The organism is Rhodococcoides kyotonense, from assembly GCF_900188125.1.
Lineage (GTDB): Bacteria > Actinomycetota > Actinomycetes > Mycobacteriales > Mycobacteriaceae > Rhodococcoides > Rhodococcoides kyotonense.
The window spans coordinates 1-15409 of sequence record NZ_FZOW01000033.1 but is presented as its reverse complement, the minus strand read 5'-3'; the positions used below and the strand labels follow the sequence as shown (position 1 = coordinate 15409).

The window sequence follows — 15409 nt, the reverse complement described above, 5'->3', positions numbered from 1 at the left end:
GGACCGACAGACCCGGGCTCATGAGATCCCGCCCCCACGAGGTTGAAGGGGTGACAGTCAGTCGAAGTAGTCCCAGAACTGCAGCCACCGGACCGACGCGAACAGCCCGAGCGTCGCGGCGTACACGGCCACGACGATCAGCGCACCGACAAACGAGACCGTGCGCGACGCGCCGTCGATCGGGTCGAGCCAGCGCCGGAACCATCCGGTCACCGACGGCATGAAGAAGTACGTCATCAGCCCGACGCTGCAGATCTGGCTCAGCCACATCGACAGCCACGGCTCCGCTCCGAGATCGTCGAGCAGCGGCCCGAGGAACCTGGACAGGGTCATGACCGTCGGATAGAGCACGAGGAGGACGAGCATCGCCGTCTTCCAGTCGGGAGTCACTCTGGCTTTGCCGTCCTCGACGCGGACGATCGAGCCGAACGGAGTGCTGTGCGTGATCACCGAGAACTCACCGACGAGCTGTTTGCGCAGCATAGGTAGGGCCTGGTGTCTCGTGTCGGACTGCATCCATTCCGACAGCTGCCGGTCGGTCCGGAATCGCAGGACCGACGTCCACCGGCTTTCCTTCGCGTCGGCAGGCCCGATCAGCACCGCGCCCTCGAAACCGGAGAAACCGGAACTGAGCGCGACGAGTTCCTCCTGCGACCGAAGGAAGTCGTGTTGACGACCGTCGACGACGTCGTGCGCGATGATCCCGACTCCCGTCGACGGCGCATGCCCGTCGACGATCAACAGGTCGGTGCTGACCCGTGTGTGGCCGGTCTTCGCGCCCGATCGCAGCAGCGAGGCTCGTTCACCGCCGTCGAGCCAGCCGTGCAGGTGTTCCTCGGAATCGAACGTCACCGCGGAAGCCCAGTCGAAACCGTCCGCCACCGGCGTGGACACGACCGCCGACACGAACCCCGGAGTCGACGCTGCGGCGGCGTGCAGGTCGTGGAGCCAGGCTGCGAACCCGTCGCCCGAGTCCTCGGGGCGGAAGACGCTGACCGCCGTCGCTGGAGACGACGGCATGTCAGGAAACGTCGATCCGTCGACCCTGCACGTAGACCTCGCTGATCGCCGGCTCGCGCATCGCCATCAACAGCGCGAACAGCGTCTGGTCGCGTGCCAGGGCCGGATCCTCGGACCGCACGCCCTTCTCCACGACACCTTGCAGCGGAGGCCAGGCCCGCGGATCGACGACGACGAAATCCGCCTCCTTGCCGTCGTCGAAGTTGCCGATGCGGTCTTCCATGTCCAGCGCTCGCGCACCGGCGAGGGTGCCGGTGAACAGCATTTCGGCCGGGTGCATCGAGATGCCGTCGTCGCCTGCTTCCGAGATGTGAACCTTGAACGCGTCGGCGAGCACCTGCGTCAACAGGAATTGGTCGCCACCGCCGAAGTCCGAGCCGATGGCGACGTTGACGCCCGAGGCCACGGTTCGTTTCCACGGCATCGTTCCGGAACCGAGGAATTGCTGCGACGTCGGGCAATGCGCGATGGACGTGCCGGTTTCGGCCATGCGGGCGAGTTCGACGTCCTGGCAGTGGACTGCGTGCGCGAGGATGCTGCGTCGTCCGAGGAAACTCTTGCCGCCGACGGCGGATCCGGGCAGGAACTTCCCGTCGTACGTGTCGAGGTACGAGCCGACCTGGTACATCTCCTTGGTCGTCGCGACCTCGCCCGTGCCGGGACGGTCGTTCTCGTTGAGGTGGCTGTGGAAGTAGACACCGCGGTCGCGCACGGAGTCGTACAGTTCGCCGAGATTCTTCAGAGTCTCGGTCGTGACAGCCAGCGAGAACCGCGGTACGACGGCCACGTGGAGCATCGCCGTCGCCACATCACCGGTGTCGGCGGCGTGCCACTTCTCGATTTCCTCGGACACGAGGCGGACGGCGTCGTCTTCGCTGGTGATCAGCGCTGCGGCGGAGTCCGGTCCCGCCGTCTGCACTCCCCTGCCGCTGACGACGCGTAGCCCTCGCCGACGGGTTTCCTCGAACAGTGCGTCCTGCGCATGCGGGAACGCCGAGCCGAACACCATCGCCTGCGTCGTACCCGCCGCGACGCGTCGATCACAGAAGGCGACCGCGGCCTCGCGCGCGAACTCGGGGTCGGCGAACAGGCTTTCCGACGGGAAGATGCATGCGTTCAGCCATTCGAGCAGCTGGCCGCCGCCGTACGAGTCGCCGGCGTATGTCTGCGGGAAGTGAATGTGCGTGTCGATGAAACCCGGAAAGAGAAACCCGGGACGGTGATCGACGACGTTCCAGCTGTCGTGATCCTCCGGCAGTTTCTCGAACTCGCCGCAGTAGACGATGCGACCGTCCCCGTCGACGACGAGTGCCCCGTCCTCGATCAACACGAGAGCATCGGCCGCGCCTTGCACGGTGGGTGATCCGGCGATGTGGAAGATATGACCTCTATGAACGTGGCTCACCTGCAGAAGCGAATCACGCCGGGGGGCGTCGCGCTCGCCGAACCGTCAGATTCATCCGTTCACGACAGCGATTTCACCCTGATGCATCTTCAGTGAACTGTTCAGGACGCCCGCCCACGCCCGTACGATCTCGGTCCGTCGACGCGAATCGTCGCTGAGCACGTCCGCGAGTCCGAGCCCGCGCGCGAGATCCAATGTGGCTTGGACGAGACGATGCGTCTGCGGATCGGAGTCATCGGCACCGAGATGTGCGACGGCCGTTCGATGTGCGACGCGCCCGAATTTCTCTTCGAGCGGGAGCACCCACGCGCGCATCTCCGGATCGGCAGCGGCTGCCGTCCAGACCTGAAGTGCCGCTTTGAACTGTGGTCCCGTGTAATAGTCGACGAGCCGTTCGACGACCGCCTGAGTCCTGCCGATCCCCTGCGGAACCGTGGCCGCTTCGGCCTGCGCGGCTTCCATTCTGGAATCGAACATGTACTCGAGTGCGGCGGTGATGAGGTTCTCACGCGTCGGGAAATGATGTTGTGTCGCACCGCGGGAGACGCCTGCTCGTTCGGCGACGATGCCTACCGTCGTCGCACCCCAACCGTGCTCGGACAACGAGTCGATCGTCGCTTCCAGTAGCCGCTGGCGCGTGGCTCTACTGCGGTCCTGCTTGGGTTCACGCGCCGTCACCATCTCGTACTACTTCTCCCCTGAATTCGGTAGCGCCCACCCCGGCGGGCGCTTCTGCAGAAAAGCCATCATCCCCTCCCTCGCTTCGTCCGATGCAAACAGCCTCGCCGAATGCGCCGCCAGTTCACTGCCTCGGGCGTCGAATTCGGCGACGACAGCCCGCGTGGTCAGCCATTTCGACTCCGCGAGTCCTTGCGGCGACGCCTGTCTCAGCGACGACAGGATGTCGGCGACGGTCGATCCCGGGTCCGAGCTTGCCTCGCTGATCAGCCCGATCGCCTCGGCCTCGTGCGCTCCGAACTTCTCCCCGGTCAGGAAGTATCGGCTCGCCGCGCGTGAATCGAGGCGGGGCAACACGGTCAGCGAGATGATCGACGGCGCGAGTCCCAGTCGCGCTTCCGTCAGCGCGAACGTCGCGGCGGTGCCCGCGACGACGATGTCGCACGCGCCGACGAGTCCCATGCCGCCTGCCCTCACGTGGCCGTCGATCTGCCCGACGACGGGTTTCGGCGTCTCGACGATCAGCCGAAGCAAGCCGAGCATCTGTGCCGTGCGACTCTCGACGGAGCCGCCGGCCTCGGTCAGGTCCGCGCCTGCACAGAAAGTGCCACCGGTGTGAGTCAGAACGATCGCGCGGACGTCGGGATCGTCGGTTGCCAGCCTCAGCCCGTTCTCGAGCTCCGCCACCAGCACCGACGACAGCGCGTTGCGATTCTTCGGACTGTCGAGCGTCAGTGTGGTGACGCCGTTCTCGGTGTGTGTCTCGACAGCCATCAGTACGACTTCGGTAGGCCGAGCGAATGCTGCGCGACGAAGTTGAGAATCATCTCGCGACTCACCGGCGCGACGCGAGCGATGCGGGCCGCACCGAGCATCGCCGCGAGTCCGTACTCCTCGGTCAGACCAGCGCCGCCGTGAGTTTGGATCGCCTGATCGAGCGCCTTGATACTTGCTTCTGCCGCAGCGTATTTCGCCATGTTCGCAGCCTCGGCGGCACCGAAGTCGTCGCCTGAATCGTAGAGAACCGCAGCCTTCTGCATCATCAACTTCGCGAGTTCGAGTTCGATCTTCACCTGCGCGAGTGGATGCGAAATACCTTGATGCGCAGCGATGGGCGTCTTCCAGACGGTGCGCTCCTTCGCGTATTTCACGGCCGCGTCGACGGCGTACCGCCCCATCCCGACGGCCATCGCCGCACCGAGAATGCGCTCCGGGTTCAGCCCGGCGAACAACTGCATCAGAGCCGCGTCGGCCTCTCCGACGAGAGCGTCGGCGGGGAGCCTCACGTCGTCGAGGAACAGTGTGAACTGGTGATCCGGCTCGATGATGTCCATCTCCATCCGGGTCTTCTGGAACCCCTCGGAGTCCGTCGGAACGATGAACAGCGCCGGCTTCAGCTTCCCGGTCCTCGAGTCTTCAGTGCGTGCGACGATCAGCACCGCATCGGCCTGGTCGACGCCGGAGATATAGATCTTGCTGCCCTTCAGGATCCAATCCGATCCATCCTTGCGGGCCGTCGTCGTGATCTGATGCGAGTTGGACCCGGCGTCGGGCTCGGTGATACCGAACGCCATGATCTTCGACCCGTCGGCGAGCGCGGTGAGCCACGTCTGCTTCTGCTCGTCGGTGCCGTACTTACCGATGATCGTGCCGCAGATGGCAGGGCTGACGACGACCAACAGCAGACCAGCACCGTGTGCCGCAAGTTCTTCCTGCACCAGAGCAAGCTCGTAGATGCCTGCGCCGCCTCCGCCGTACTCCTCGGGCAGGTTGACACCGAGGAATCCGAGTTTGCCTGCCTCGTTCCACAATTCGCTGAGCGGCTCACCCTTGCGGGCTTTCGGAAGCACGTAGTCGATGTAGTTGTAGCGCTTGCCGAGCGACGAGACCGCAGTCCGCAGGCTCTTCTGCTCGTCCGTTTCGATGAAGCTCATGATTCTCCTTCGGTGACCACGGCCAGGACCGACCCAACTTCGACCTGCTGACCTTCGGTGACATTCAGTTCGGCGAGCACACCGTCCGCCGGAGCCGTGACTGTATGTTCCATCTTCATCGCCTCGAGCCACAGGATCGGTTGCCCGGCGGTAACAGTGTCTCCCTGTGCCGCAGCGACTCTGACGACACTTCCCGGCATGGGCGCGAGTAGTGAGCCGGCAGCGATGTCCTCGGTGGGGTCGACGAAACGCGGCGCTCGTTCGAGTCTCACCGGCCCGAGCGCCGACTCGACGAATACCTGCGAGCCGTACGTGCTCACCTGGAATGTGCGACGAATCTTGTTGTCGTCCAGCACTACCCGATTCGACCCGCTCGACACGAGCGTGACACCGTCGAAATCGCTCACCAGCCCATATCTGCCGAGGGAGTATTCGACGACGACCTCGCCGTACTGCTTCCGTTGGGGCTGCGAAGGCAGGTTGCGCCACCCACTGGGAATGCCCTTGTTGACCGGTGCTTTCTCACGATTCGATGCCGCATCCGCCAACGCCGCGGCGAGCGCCGACAACCTGACCGCCCGGCCCTGCGCGATCGGCTGCGACAGGATGTCGAGTCCGTGAGTGTCGAAGAAGGCCGTGTCCGTATCACCAGCAAGGAAAGCCGGGTGCCGGAGGATGTTCACGAGCAGGTCGCGGTTCGTGACCGGGCCGTGAATCATCGCTTTCGACAACGACTTCGCGAGAAGGTTAGCCGCCTGGTCCCGGGTGGGTGCGACCGAGATGACCTTGGCGAGCATCGGGTCGTAGTAGGTGCCGACCGTACTTCCACTGGCAACCCCAGAGTCCACCCGGATACCGGAACCGTTCAGGACTTCGAAGGCCACGCCAGGAATATCGAACCGATGCACAGTCCCACTCTGTGGTTGCCACTCCTGCGCCGGGTCCTCGGCGTACAACCTGACCTCGATGGAATGTCCCTGCGTCACAGGCTGTTCCGCGGGTAAAGCTTCGCCTGCCGCAACGCTGATCTGTAACGCGACCAGGTCGAGACCCGTCGTACATTCGGTGACGGGGTGCTCCACCTGGAGACGGGTGTTCATCTCGAGGAAGAAGAAGTTGCCGCGCCCGTCGGCGAGAAACTCGACAGTGCCTGCGCCTTCGTAGCCGATGGCCTCGGCGGCCTTTCTGGACGCGTCGAACAGCCTGTCCCGCATACCGTCGATACGCTCGACGAGGGGCGACGGCGCTTCCTCTACGACCTTCTGGTGTCGCCTCTGGATGGAGCATTCACGCTCACCCACCGTCCACACCGTGCCATGTCGGTCGGCCATGATCTGGACCTCGATGTGGTGACCGGTTTCGATGTAGCGTTCGACGAACACCGTCGCGTCACCGAATGCGGACAGCGATTCACGGCCGGCTGCTTCGATTTCCTCGTTCAGCTTCGTCAGGTCGCGGACGATCCGCATGCCACGTCCACCACCACCGGCCGACGCCTTGATCAGCACGGGGAGGTCGGACTCGGCGATCTCCTTCGGGTCCAGCTGGGTCAGGACCGGCACACCCGCGTCGGACATGATCTTCTTCGACTCGACCTTCGACCCCATCAGTTCGATCGCTTTGACGGGCGGTCCGATCCAGGTCAATCCGGCATTCTGCACCTGCTGGGCGAAATCGGCGTTCTCCGAGAGGAATCCGTAACCGGGGTGGATGGCGTCGGCGCCGCTGTGTACTGCTGCCGCGATGACGAGTTCGCCGCGCAGGTAGGTCTCGCTGGATGCGTTGCCCGGCAGGCGGACTGCAACGTCGGCGTCGTGAACATGCGGGGCATCGTCGTCGGCGTCGGAGAAGACAGCGACCGTGTCGATGCCCTCCTTGCGGCAGGTGGCGAAGACGCGTCGGGCGATTTCGCCGCGGTTGGCGACCAACACAGAGGTAATCATGCGCGTCACATCCGGAAGACACCGAACGTATCGGTGCCTTCGATCGGGGCAGAGGCAATGGCCGACAGGCACATTCCCACCACCGTGCGGGTGTCTCGGGGGTCGATGACGCCGTCGTCGTACAGGCGCCCGGAGAGGAACATCGGCAGCGACTCCGCTTCGATCTGGTTCTCGATCATCGCGCGGAGTCCGGCGTCGGCTTCCTCGTCGAATGCCTGCCCGCGCGCCTCGGCGGCGGCGCGTCCGACGATGGAGATGACACCCGCCAGCTGGGCACCGCCCATGACGGCGGATTTGCTCGACGGCCACGCGAACAGGAACCGTGGGTCGAAGGCGCGGCCGCACATGCCGTAATGCCCCGCGCCGTACGACGCGCCCAGCAGGATCGAGATGTGCGGAACAGTCGAGTTGGAGACTGCGTTGATCATCATCGAACCGTGCTTGATCATCCCCCCTTCCTCGTATTCCTTGCCGACAATGTAGCCAGTGGTGTTGTGCAGGAACAACAGTGGAGTGTTCGAACGGTTCGCGAGTTGGATGAACTGAGTCGCCTTCTGCGATTCCTCACTGAACAGCACGCCGCGCGCATTGGCGAGAATCCCGATCGGATAGCCGTGCAGTTCGGCCCAGCCGGTGACGAGCGACGATCCGTACATGGGCTTGAACTCGTCGAAGTCGGAGCCGTCGACGATTCGGGCAATGACCTCGTGCGGATCGAACGGGATCTTCAGGTCCGTCGGGACGATCCCGAGCAGATCCTCCGGGTCGGCGAGCGGTTCGATGACGTCGGCGCGCGGTTCGGGTCCTTTTTTCTTCCAGTTGAGTCGCTTGACGATGCTGCGGCCGATGCGGATCGCGTCCTGTTCGTCGACGGCGAAGTAGTCTGCGAGACCGGACGTTCGGGCGTGCATCTCGGCACCACCGAGCGACTCGTCGTCGGAGTCTTCGCCGGTGGCCATCTTCACGAGCGGCGGGCCGGCGAGGAATACCTTGGATCGTTCCTTGACCATGACGACATGGTCGGACATGCCGGGGATGTAGGCACCGCCGGCCGTCGAGTTACCGAAGACGAGTGCGATCGTCGGAATTCCCTTGGCGGACAACTGAGTCAGGTCACGGAACATTCGGCCGCCAGGAATGAAGACTTCCTTCTGAGTCGGCAGGTCCGCGCCACCGGACTCGACGAGCGAGATGACCGGAAGCCGGTTCTGGGTGGCAATGTCGTTGGCGCGGAACCCTTTCTTCAGGGTCCATGGATTGCTGGCGCCGCCGCGCACGGTCGGGTCGTTGGCGACGATGAGGCATTCGACGCCACTGACGACGCCGATGCCCATGACCGTGCTTGCCCCGACCGGGAACTCGCTCCCCCACGCTGCCAACGGGCACAGCTCGAGGAAAGCGGAATCCTCATCGATCAACAGCTCGATGCGTTCACGGGCCAGGAGCTTGCCGCGTTTTTTATGCCGTTCGACGTACTTCTCGCCGCCGCCGAGCAGCGCTTTGGCGTGCTCCCCGTCGATCTCGGCGAGTTTCGTGTTCATCGCCTCGGACGCGCCGGTGAATTGCTCCGATGCGGTGTCCAAGGTGGACTTCAGGACGCTCATGCCTGATACCCCAATCGTTTTGCTGCGAGTCCGGTCAGGATCTCGGTCGTTCCGCCGCCGATGCCGAGAATGCGCATGTCGCGGTACTGACGTTCGACTTCGCTCTCGCGCATGTAGCCGAGGCCCCCGAACAGTTGCACTGCTTGGTTCGCCACCCACTCCCCTGTGTCCACAGCGGTGTTCTTGGCGAAGCAGACCTCGGCGATCAAGTCGTTCTCGGTCTCGAGAGATTGCTCGACGACGTATCGCGTGTAGACACGCGCGATATCGATCTTGCGGGCCATCTCGGTGACGGTGTTCTGAACGGACTGCCTCTTGATCAAGGGCTTTCCGAATGTCTCGCGATCGCGCACCCACTGCAGCGTGAGATCGAGACACCGCTGCGCACTGGCGTAAGCCTGCGCGGCGAGGGCGATCCGTTCGGTCAGAAAGGCCTGTGCGATCTGCGCGAATCCTGAATTCTCGGGCCCGACGAGGTTCTTCACGTGCACTCGTGCGTCGGTGAACGACAGCTCCGCGGTGTCCGACGCGCGCCAGCCCATCTTGTCGAGCTTGTGCGTCACCTCGAAGCCTTCGGTGCCTTTTTCGACGACGAGAAGCGAGACACCCGCTGCGCCGTCGCCGCCGGTACGCACTGCGGTGACGACGAAGTCCGCACGGCAGCCTGACGTGATGTAGGTCTTCGCGCCGTTGACGACGTAGTGTTCTCCGTCCCTGACTGCCTTGGTACGCAGGTGCCCGACGTCGGAGCCACCACCGGGTTCGGTAATGGCAAGTGAGCCGATCTTCTCGCCTGCGAGGGTCGGACGGACCCATTTGTCGATCTGCTCGTCGTTCCGTGCTGCGACCAAGTGCGGCAACGCGATTCCGCTCGTGAACAGTGACGCGAACAACCCACCCGACGCACCGGCCTGATGCATTTCCTCGCAGATGACGACCGCGTCGGCGAGGTCCCCGCCGTCACCTCCGACCTCCTCGGGGAACCCGGCACCGAGCAAGCCGAGGGCTGCGGCCTTCGTGTGGAGTTCGCGTGGAATTTCGCCGTCGGTTTCCCACTGGTTCAGGTGCGGCAGGATGTCCTGTTCGACGAAGCCTCGCACGGTCTTCCGAAGTTGTTGCCGTTCGGGGGTGTTCCAGATGCTCATATATGTCCTTGGAATACAAGAGTTTCGGGGATGTCGAGGTGTCGGGACCTGAGCCATTCGCCGAGCCCCTTGGCCTGTGGGTCGAAGCGTGCCTGCGACGCAACGCCTTCACCGAGGATCCCCTCGATGACGAAGTTGACGGCTTTCAAGTTAGGGAGAACGTGCCTGGTGACGGTGAGGTCTCTGGCTTCCGGCAGAAGTTCTTTCAGCGTCGCCACGGTCAATGTGTTTACAAGCCATGCGAATTCATCGTCGCTGCGGACCCAGACGCCGACATTGGCATTGCCACCTTTGTCCCCGCTGCGCGCTGCCGCTATGGTGCCGAGTGGGGCACGGATGGTGGGTTCTTGTGGACGTTCTGCTGGGAGTTCTGGAGTGTCGAGCGGTTCGAGCGCGACAGTCTCCGCGGCGTGAGGAATCTCCTTCCGCGTGCCGTCCGGAAACACGGCCGTGTGCGGCACCTCTGCGACGGGCACGTAGCCGGCTGTGAACACGCCGTACGGCGCACCGTTCGACGGCGGTGCCGTGAGCGAGAATCCGGGGTAACTGGCGAGCGCGAGTTCCACTGCAACCGAGGAGAACTGACGTCCGACGGCGTTAGGATCGCTGTCGCGCGCGACACACCTGAGCAACGCGCTTGCGGTCTCCTCGGTCGGAGCGTCCGGCTTGTCGGTGCGGACCAAGGTCCAGTCGAGCTGCGTCGGCCTTGTGGGTAGCCAGGATTCGAACTGACTGCGCGCCAGTTCGGCTTTGGCGTCGATATCGAGGCCGGTGAGGACCAGTGTGAATTCGTTGCGGAACCCGCCGAGGGAATTGAGCGAGACTTTGAGCGTCGGAGGTGGGGCTTCGCCTCTGACATTCGAGATTCTCACTCGATCGCTCGATTCCTGCTCGAGAACGGCGGTGTCGATACGGGCCGTGACATCGGGATTCGCGTAGCGCCCGCCGGTGATCTCGTACAGAAGCTGAGCCGTGACAGTTCCGACACTGACTGCGCCGCCGGTCTTCTCGTGCTTGGTGATGACCGCGGAACCGTCGGACTCGATTTCTGCGATCGGGAAGCCGGGGCGGGACATGTCGGCGATTTCGGTGAAGAAGGAGTAGTTGCCGCCGGTGGCCTGAGTTCCGCATTCGATGACGTGACCTGCTACGACAGCCCCGGCCAACGCGTCGTAATCCGTTCGGGTCCAACCGAAGTGGTGAGCCGCGGGCCCGACGATGACCGATGCATCGGTGACGCGCCCGGTGACGACGACGTCGGCGCCGGATTTCAAGCATTCGACGATGCCCCACGCACCGAGATACGCATTGGCCGTCAGCGGGGAGCCGAGGCCGAGTTCCTGTGCGCGAGGCAGCAGGTCGTCGCCGTCGACGTAGGCGATCTCGGCGCCGAAGCCGAGCTTGTCGAGTGCGTCGACGAGGCCCTTGGGGTTGAGCCCGCCCGCGTTGGCGACGATCTTGACGCCCTTGTCCAGTGCAAGCCCGAGACAGTCCTCCGCTTGTCGCAGAAAGGTTTTCGCGTAGCCACGAGTGGCGTCCTTCATCCGGTCCCGGCCGAGGATCAGCATGGTCAGCTCGGCGAGGTAATCGCCTGTGAGGTAGTCGAGTTCACCGCCTTCGAGCATCTCTCGCATCGCGGAGAGTCGATCTCCGTAGAAGCCGGAACAGTTGCCGATCTTCACAGTCATCGTTTGTCACGTCCTGATCCTGGAGGCCCGGCGAAGGCCTGAGCGATGGTGAGCCAGTGCTGCGCGTCGGGACCCACGGCGTGAACGTCGAGGTCGCTGCGGTGCGCGCGTTGGGTCACCAGGAGACAGAAGTCCGCCGCGGATCCCGTGACACGTTGGGACGCGTCGTCCGGTCCCCAGGTCCAGAGCTCACCCAAGGGGGAAGTGAGCTCGATCCGAAACTGCTCGGCCGGCGGAGTCTGCTGATTGACGGCGTACGCGAAGTCACGGGTACGAACTCCGATGTGCGCGACGCCTCTGATGCGGTCGGTCGGTTCACGAACGATACCGAGAGCGTCGGCGACGTCCTGTCCGTGTGCCCACGTCTCCATGAGGCGTGCGGTTGCCATCGATGCCGCGCTCATGGGCGGTCCGAACCATGGAATCTTAGTGCCTGCAGGGACTTTCGCGAGTGCGTTGGTCATGGCACGCCTGCGGGTCCGCCAGCTCGTCAGGAGATCGGGCCTCGTGGCTTCCTCGTCGGCGGCGGCGTCTACGAATCCCATGGGGTCGGACCACGCCTGCTTCAGGATCACGTCGAATTCGGCGGCGGCATCGGCGTCGCCCGCTGCTCCCGACGTCGTCCGTTCGGCGACGTTGTCGGTCCACGAGAGGTGGCCGATCTGGTGGGCGATGGTCCATCCGACGGCGGGGGTGGGCGTCGACCATTGTTCTTGTTTCAGGTCTTCGACGAGCGCGTCCAGCGCGTCGCCTTCCGCGCGGAGGTCATCGACGATCGAGTCGAGGTCGGCCATGTGCACAGCATTCCAGCGGGTCCGTAAAAAAGCAAGCACGCCTGCTTGTTAATTCACGTGCCGTTCAAGTCGGGTGTCTACGGTGCTCCGCATGAAGCCTGTTGCCGGATTTGTCGCAGTCGCCGTTACCGCTGGAGTGCTTGCGGGATGCTCGTCGGCCGAGTCCTCCCCCGACGCCCAGAACGGACCGTCGACCGTGCGGCTGGCGACCTACAACGCGAGCCTCAACAGAGGCGAAGAGCGCCAGCTGGCAACAGATCTGAACGGGGAGGACGCGCAGGCACGGGCTGTCGCCGACGTCATTGCCGAGAACACCCCGGACGTTCTGCTGATCAACGAGTTCGACTACTCGGACCAGGACGTCGTCGATGCGTTCCGCGAGAACTATCTCGGCGGCGACTACCCCTACTCGTTCACCGCCCCGGTGAACACGGGGGTGGATTCCGGACTGGATCTGGACTCCGACGGATCCGTGGGCGGCCCCGGAGATGCGTACGGGTTCGGCCAGTTTCCCGGTCAGTACGGGATGCTGGTGCTGTCGAAGTATCCGATCGACACCTCGGCTGTGCGGACGTTCCAGAACTTCCTGTGGAAGGATATGCCGGAATCGCTTCTCCCACGGGACTATTACGGATCGAACGCCGACGCGTTGCGGTTGTCCAGCAAGTCGCACTGGGACGTGCCGGTGGACGTCGACGGTCGGACGGTGCACATACTGGCGTCACACCCCACTCCCCCATCGTTCGACGGACCGGAGGATCGCAACGGGAAGCGCAACCACGACGAGATCAGGTTGACGGCCGATTACATCTCCGGTGAGAACTATCTCTACGACGACAACGGGACTCGTGGCGGTTTGGAGTCGGGCGCGTCTTTCGTCGTGCTGGGAGACCAGAACAGCGACCCGGTCGACGGCGATTCCGTTCCGGGCTCGATCGGGCAGCTCCTGGACAATCCCAGCGTGCAGGATCCGAGTCCGAGTTCTCCCGAGAATGATACGGACACTGCCGATTTCGCGGATCCGAACCCCGGCAACCTGCGCGTCGACTATGCGCTGCCTTCGTCCGATTTGACCGTGACGGGTTCCGGGGTGCACTGGCCTGCCGGCGTCGAGCACCCATCGGACCACCGCCTCGTGTGGGTGGACGTGGAGGTCTAAGCCTCCTGACTGCCGAGTCCGCTTGTTCTGGCTCGCTGCTCGATTTGTTTGTCGTCGCACTTTCCGGTGCCGAGACCTCGACGACGGGCCTTCTTGTCGCGGGTGAGACTGCGCCGGTCGTCGGCACGCGGCAAGCGGTGGTTGATTCGGACGGGTTCGTTGTCGGGGTCATCGAGATCGCCTGCGTCGAGGTCGCGGCACTGCGGGATGTACCGCTGACGCACGCCATCGCCGAGTGAGGGACACTCGACCGTCGAGGCAGGATCACGAGTAGTTGTGGCACTCGACTCGAATGCGCTCCGAGATGGGCGATCCCGACTTCACCGTCGACGACGACACCCTTGTCGTGCTCGAGAGCTTCCACCTCGTCCAGCAGATCGGTGCCGACGCAGCACGGTGATGGTCGTCCTCGGGATGACGGTTGGTCAGGTGATCGTCGCGGCCGCGGTGATCTTCGGTCGAGTGATATCTGCACAACCCTCCGGTTCGCTCGACTGCACAGTCCGTTTTCTGTCGGTGGCATGTGATAAAGCGCCGAGATCCGTAAACCAGTGCGCTGCAATGGATTAACTGTTGCCCGATCCGAACCGATCCGATACAATCGAAAGTACGTTCGAATCGAGTCGGGGGGCTTGAATCCATGGCGTTCCAGCAACGCAGCGCATTCGCCAAGTATGTCGGTCCGCAGAAGAAGCCGGTCATCGACACCGCCCTGCTGGCCGAGCTGTCCGAGAACGCGGTCCGCGAGAACCAGGCGTGCGCACGGAAAGTCGCTCTCGCAGCCCAGATCTGGGACTCCTGCATCCACCAGACCATCCAGATCGGGGATCTGATCACCGACGCCGGGAACTATGCCGCCTCCGAAACCGCGAAGGCCCTCGGCTGCTCGAAGACGGTGGCGGACACGTTCGCCGAGATCGGTATGGACCTCCGTTTGCGGCTGCCCGCGATCAAAGCAGCATTCGAGGCCGGGGAACTCGACCTCGCCCGCGTCCGCGCCATCTACCGCGTCACCGGATCGGTCTCGCTCGGCGCTGCCGGGCGTATCGAAGCCGAAGTGCTCGCCGCTGCCCGTCGCCTGTCCCCGGGACCGCTTGCCACCGAGATCGCCGCCATCATTCAACGCACCGCACCCGACGAAGTCGCCGACGCCCGTGAAGACCTCAAGAAGCTCACCGGAGTCCGCTACCGCGACAAAGACTTGATCGCCACCATCGAAGCGAACCTGGAAGCCGCCGACGCCGCCGCGTGCTGGCAGTCCATCAGCGAAATGGCGGCCACACTCTGCCCGCGTGACCCCCGTACCCGCAGTCAACGCCTCGCTGCCGCCTATATCGCGTGCATGCAGCGCGAACAATATCTGGCGTGCACCTGTGAGGTCGACGAAGACCACCCGTGCACCGCGAAGCGGGAACTGCCCGATCGTCGGGTGCCGCTCACCTCGATCACCATCGACCTGGCCACCCTCGCCGGCCTGAGCGATCTTCCCGCGTTTCTGGCCGGGCACGGCCTGATCGACGCCGCGTACGCCCGCGAACTCGCCGCCAACAGTGACTGGCAGATCGTCATCACCGAAGCACGCAACATCGCCGACGAACTCGGCATCACCCCAGACCACGACACCCCAGCCGCCGCCCCGGATGACTCTGCAGGCAACGACGAGTCCGGAAAAGATGAATCCGGCGACGACGCCGAGAGCGAAACAGAAGGCGACGGCGCAGGAAGTCGGGGCGAGGGCGAGGGAAGTAAGGGCCAGGGCGCGGATCGCGAGGGCGACGGTCCCGTCACCACGGGACACCCCAGCACCGGGAACCATATGACCTTCCATCCGCTCGGACGCGGCCGACGTCGCCGGGGCCTCGGAGTCCCGAAACTAGCTGCAGCCGAGACGCTTTCGACACAGGCGAGCAGTGAAGTTCAGAGTAAGGCTGAGGGCCAGAGCGAGGGTGGGACCTACCGCGGCTCCTACAGTCTCATCGCCGCACTGGAGAACGCCATCGCCGCCAACCCCGCAGTCGCCGCAGCCCTGTACCCCAACG

The 15409-nt window shown here is 64.1% G+C and carries 13 protein-coding genes; 3 read left to right on the top strand and 10 right to left on the bottom strand.

Annotation, left to right across the window (positions count from 1 at the left end):
• Positions 1–57 precede the first annotated feature (57 nt).
• Genes CHB96_RS28450 through CHB96_RS28405 form a run of 10 tightly spaced genes read right to left on the bottom strand, consistent with a single transcriptional unit; the run spans position 58 to position 12211 of the window.
• Positions 58–1020: a putative antibiotic biosynthesis monooxygenase gene (locus tag CHB96_RS28450; RefSeq protein ID WP_089252702.1), complete on the bottom strand. Its 963-nt coding sequence runs from the start codon at positions 1018–1020 to the stop codon at positions 58–60.
• Between the two features lies 1 nt (position 1021).
• A complete protein-coding gene (locus CHB96_RS28445; protein WP_089252700.1) occupies positions 1022–2425 on the bottom strand; it encodes a guanine deaminase in 1404 nt (467 codons plus the stop codon).
• Between the two features lie 51 nt (positions 2426–2476).
• Complete coding sequence (locus CHB96_RS28440) at positions 2477–3106, bottom strand: TetR/AcrR family transcriptional regulator (RefSeq protein WP_176444551.1); 630 nt, start codon at positions 3104–3106, stop codon at positions 2477–2479.
• Positions 3107–3112: 6 nt separating this feature from the next.
• On the bottom strand, positions 3113–3877 hold the full coding sequence (locus CHB96_RS28435; RefSeq protein WP_089252698.1) for an enoyl-CoA hydratase family protein: 765 nt from the start codon (positions 3875–3877) through the stop codon (positions 3113–3115).
• On the bottom strand, positions 3877–5037 hold the full coding sequence (locus CHB96_RS28430; protein WP_089252696.1) for an acyl-CoA dehydrogenase family protein: 1161 nt from the start codon (positions 5035–5037) through the stop codon (positions 3877–3879). The genes CHB96_RS28435 and CHB96_RS28430 overlap by 1 nt, the downstream gene beginning before the upstream one ends.
• Positions 5034–6980: an acetyl/propionyl/methylcrotonyl-CoA carboxylase subunit alpha gene (locus tag CHB96_RS28425; RefSeq protein ID WP_089252742.1), complete on the bottom strand. Its 1947-nt coding sequence runs from the start codon at positions 6978–6980 to the stop codon at positions 5034–5036. The genes CHB96_RS28430 and CHB96_RS28425 overlap by 4 nt, the downstream gene beginning before the upstream one ends.
• A 5-nt stretch (positions 6981–6985) precedes the next feature.
• The gene (locus CHB96_RS28420) at positions 6986–8584 is read right to left on the bottom strand and encodes an acyl-CoA carboxylase subunit beta (protein WP_089252694.1); all 1599 of its coding nucleotides are present in this window, start codon (positions 8582–8584) and stop codon (positions 6986–6988) included.
• Positions 8581–9729 (bottom strand): acyl-CoA dehydrogenase family protein, encoded by a 1149-nt coding sequence (locus CHB96_RS28415; protein WP_089252692.1) that lies wholly within the window; start codon positions 9727–9729, stop codon positions 8581–8583. Before CHB96_RS28415 ends, CHB96_RS28420 begins: the two co-directional genes overlap by 4 nt.
• Positions 9726–11417, bottom strand: a complete 1692-nt coding sequence (locus CHB96_RS28410; protein ID WP_089252690.1) for an acyclic terpene utilization AtuA family protein — start codon at positions 11415–11417, stop codon at positions 9726–9728. Before CHB96_RS28410 ends, CHB96_RS28415 begins: the two co-directional genes overlap by 4 nt.
• Positions 11414–12211, bottom strand: a complete 798-nt coding sequence (locus CHB96_RS28405; protein ID WP_089252688.1) for a TIGR03084 family metal-binding protein — start codon at positions 12209–12211, stop codon at positions 11414–11416. Before CHB96_RS28405 ends, CHB96_RS28410 begins: the two co-directional genes overlap by 4 nt.
• 91 nt (positions 12212–12302) lie before the next feature.
• Here CHB96_RS28405 and CHB96_RS28400 point away from each other — a divergent pair, with 91 nt between their 5' ends.
• The 3 genes from CHB96_RS28400 to CHB96_RS28390 all read left to right on the top strand — a co-directional run.
• On the top strand, positions 12303–13370 hold the full coding sequence (locus CHB96_RS28400) for an endonuclease/exonuclease/phosphatase family protein (protein ID WP_089252686.1): 1068 nt from the start codon (positions 12303–12305) through the stop codon (positions 13368–13370).
• Positions 13371–13414: 44 nt separating this feature from the next.
• Positions 13415–13609 carry an ASCH domain-containing protein gene (locus tag CHB96_RS30010; protein WP_217900004.1) on the top strand — a complete coding sequence of 65 codons (195 nt, stop codon included), beginning with the start codon at positions 13415–13417 and terminating at the stop codon, positions 13607–13609.
• A gap of 401 nt (positions 13610–14010) precedes the next feature.
• On the top strand, positions 14011–15409 hold a 1399-nt coding region (locus CHB96_RS28390; RefSeq protein WP_141136597.1), incomplete at its 3' end, for a DUF222 domain-containing protein.

Bases quoted from the DNA above. Each gene is read 5' to 3' on its own strand.
- CHB96_RS28400 (WP_089252686.1), top strand. From the start codon at position 12,303: ATGAAGCCTGTTGCCGGATTTGTCGCAGTCGCCGTTACCGCTGGAGTG.
- CHB96_RS28440 (WP_176444551.1), bottom strand. From the start codon at position 3,106: ATGGTGACGGCGCGTGAACCCAAGCAGGACCGCAGTAGAGCCACGCGC.
- CHB96_RS28435 (WP_089252698.1), bottom strand. From the start codon at position 3,877: ATGGCTGTCGAGACACACACCGAGAACGGCGTCACCACACTGACGCTC.
- CHB96_RS28450 (WP_089252702.1), bottom strand. From the start codon at position 1,020: ATGCCGTCGTCTCCAGCGACGGCGGTCAGCGTCTTCCGCCCCGAGGAC.
- CHB96_RS28430 (WP_089252696.1), bottom strand. From the start codon at position 5,037: ATGAGCTTCATCGAAACGGACGAGCAGAAGAGCCTGCGGACTGCGGTC.
- CHB96_RS28420 (WP_089252694.1), bottom strand. From the start codon at position 8,584: ATGAGCGTCCTGAAGTCCACCTTGGACACCGCATCGGAGCAATTCACC.
- CHB96_RS28410 (WP_089252690.1), bottom strand. From the start codon at position 11,417: ATGACTGTGAAGATCGGCAACTGTTCCGGCTTCTACGGAGATCGACTC.
- CHB96_RS28405 (WP_089252688.1), bottom strand. From the start codon at position 12,211: ATGGCCGACCTCGACTCGATCGTCGATGACCTCCGCGCGGAAGGCGAC.
- CHB96_RS28415 (WP_089252692.1), bottom strand. From the start codon at position 9,729: ATGAGCATCTGGAACACCCCCGAACGGCAACAACTTCGGAAGACCGTG.
- CHB96_RS28425 (WP_089252742.1), bottom strand. From the start codon at position 6,980: ATGATTACCTCTGTGTTGGTCGCCAACCGCGGCGAAATCGCCCGACGC.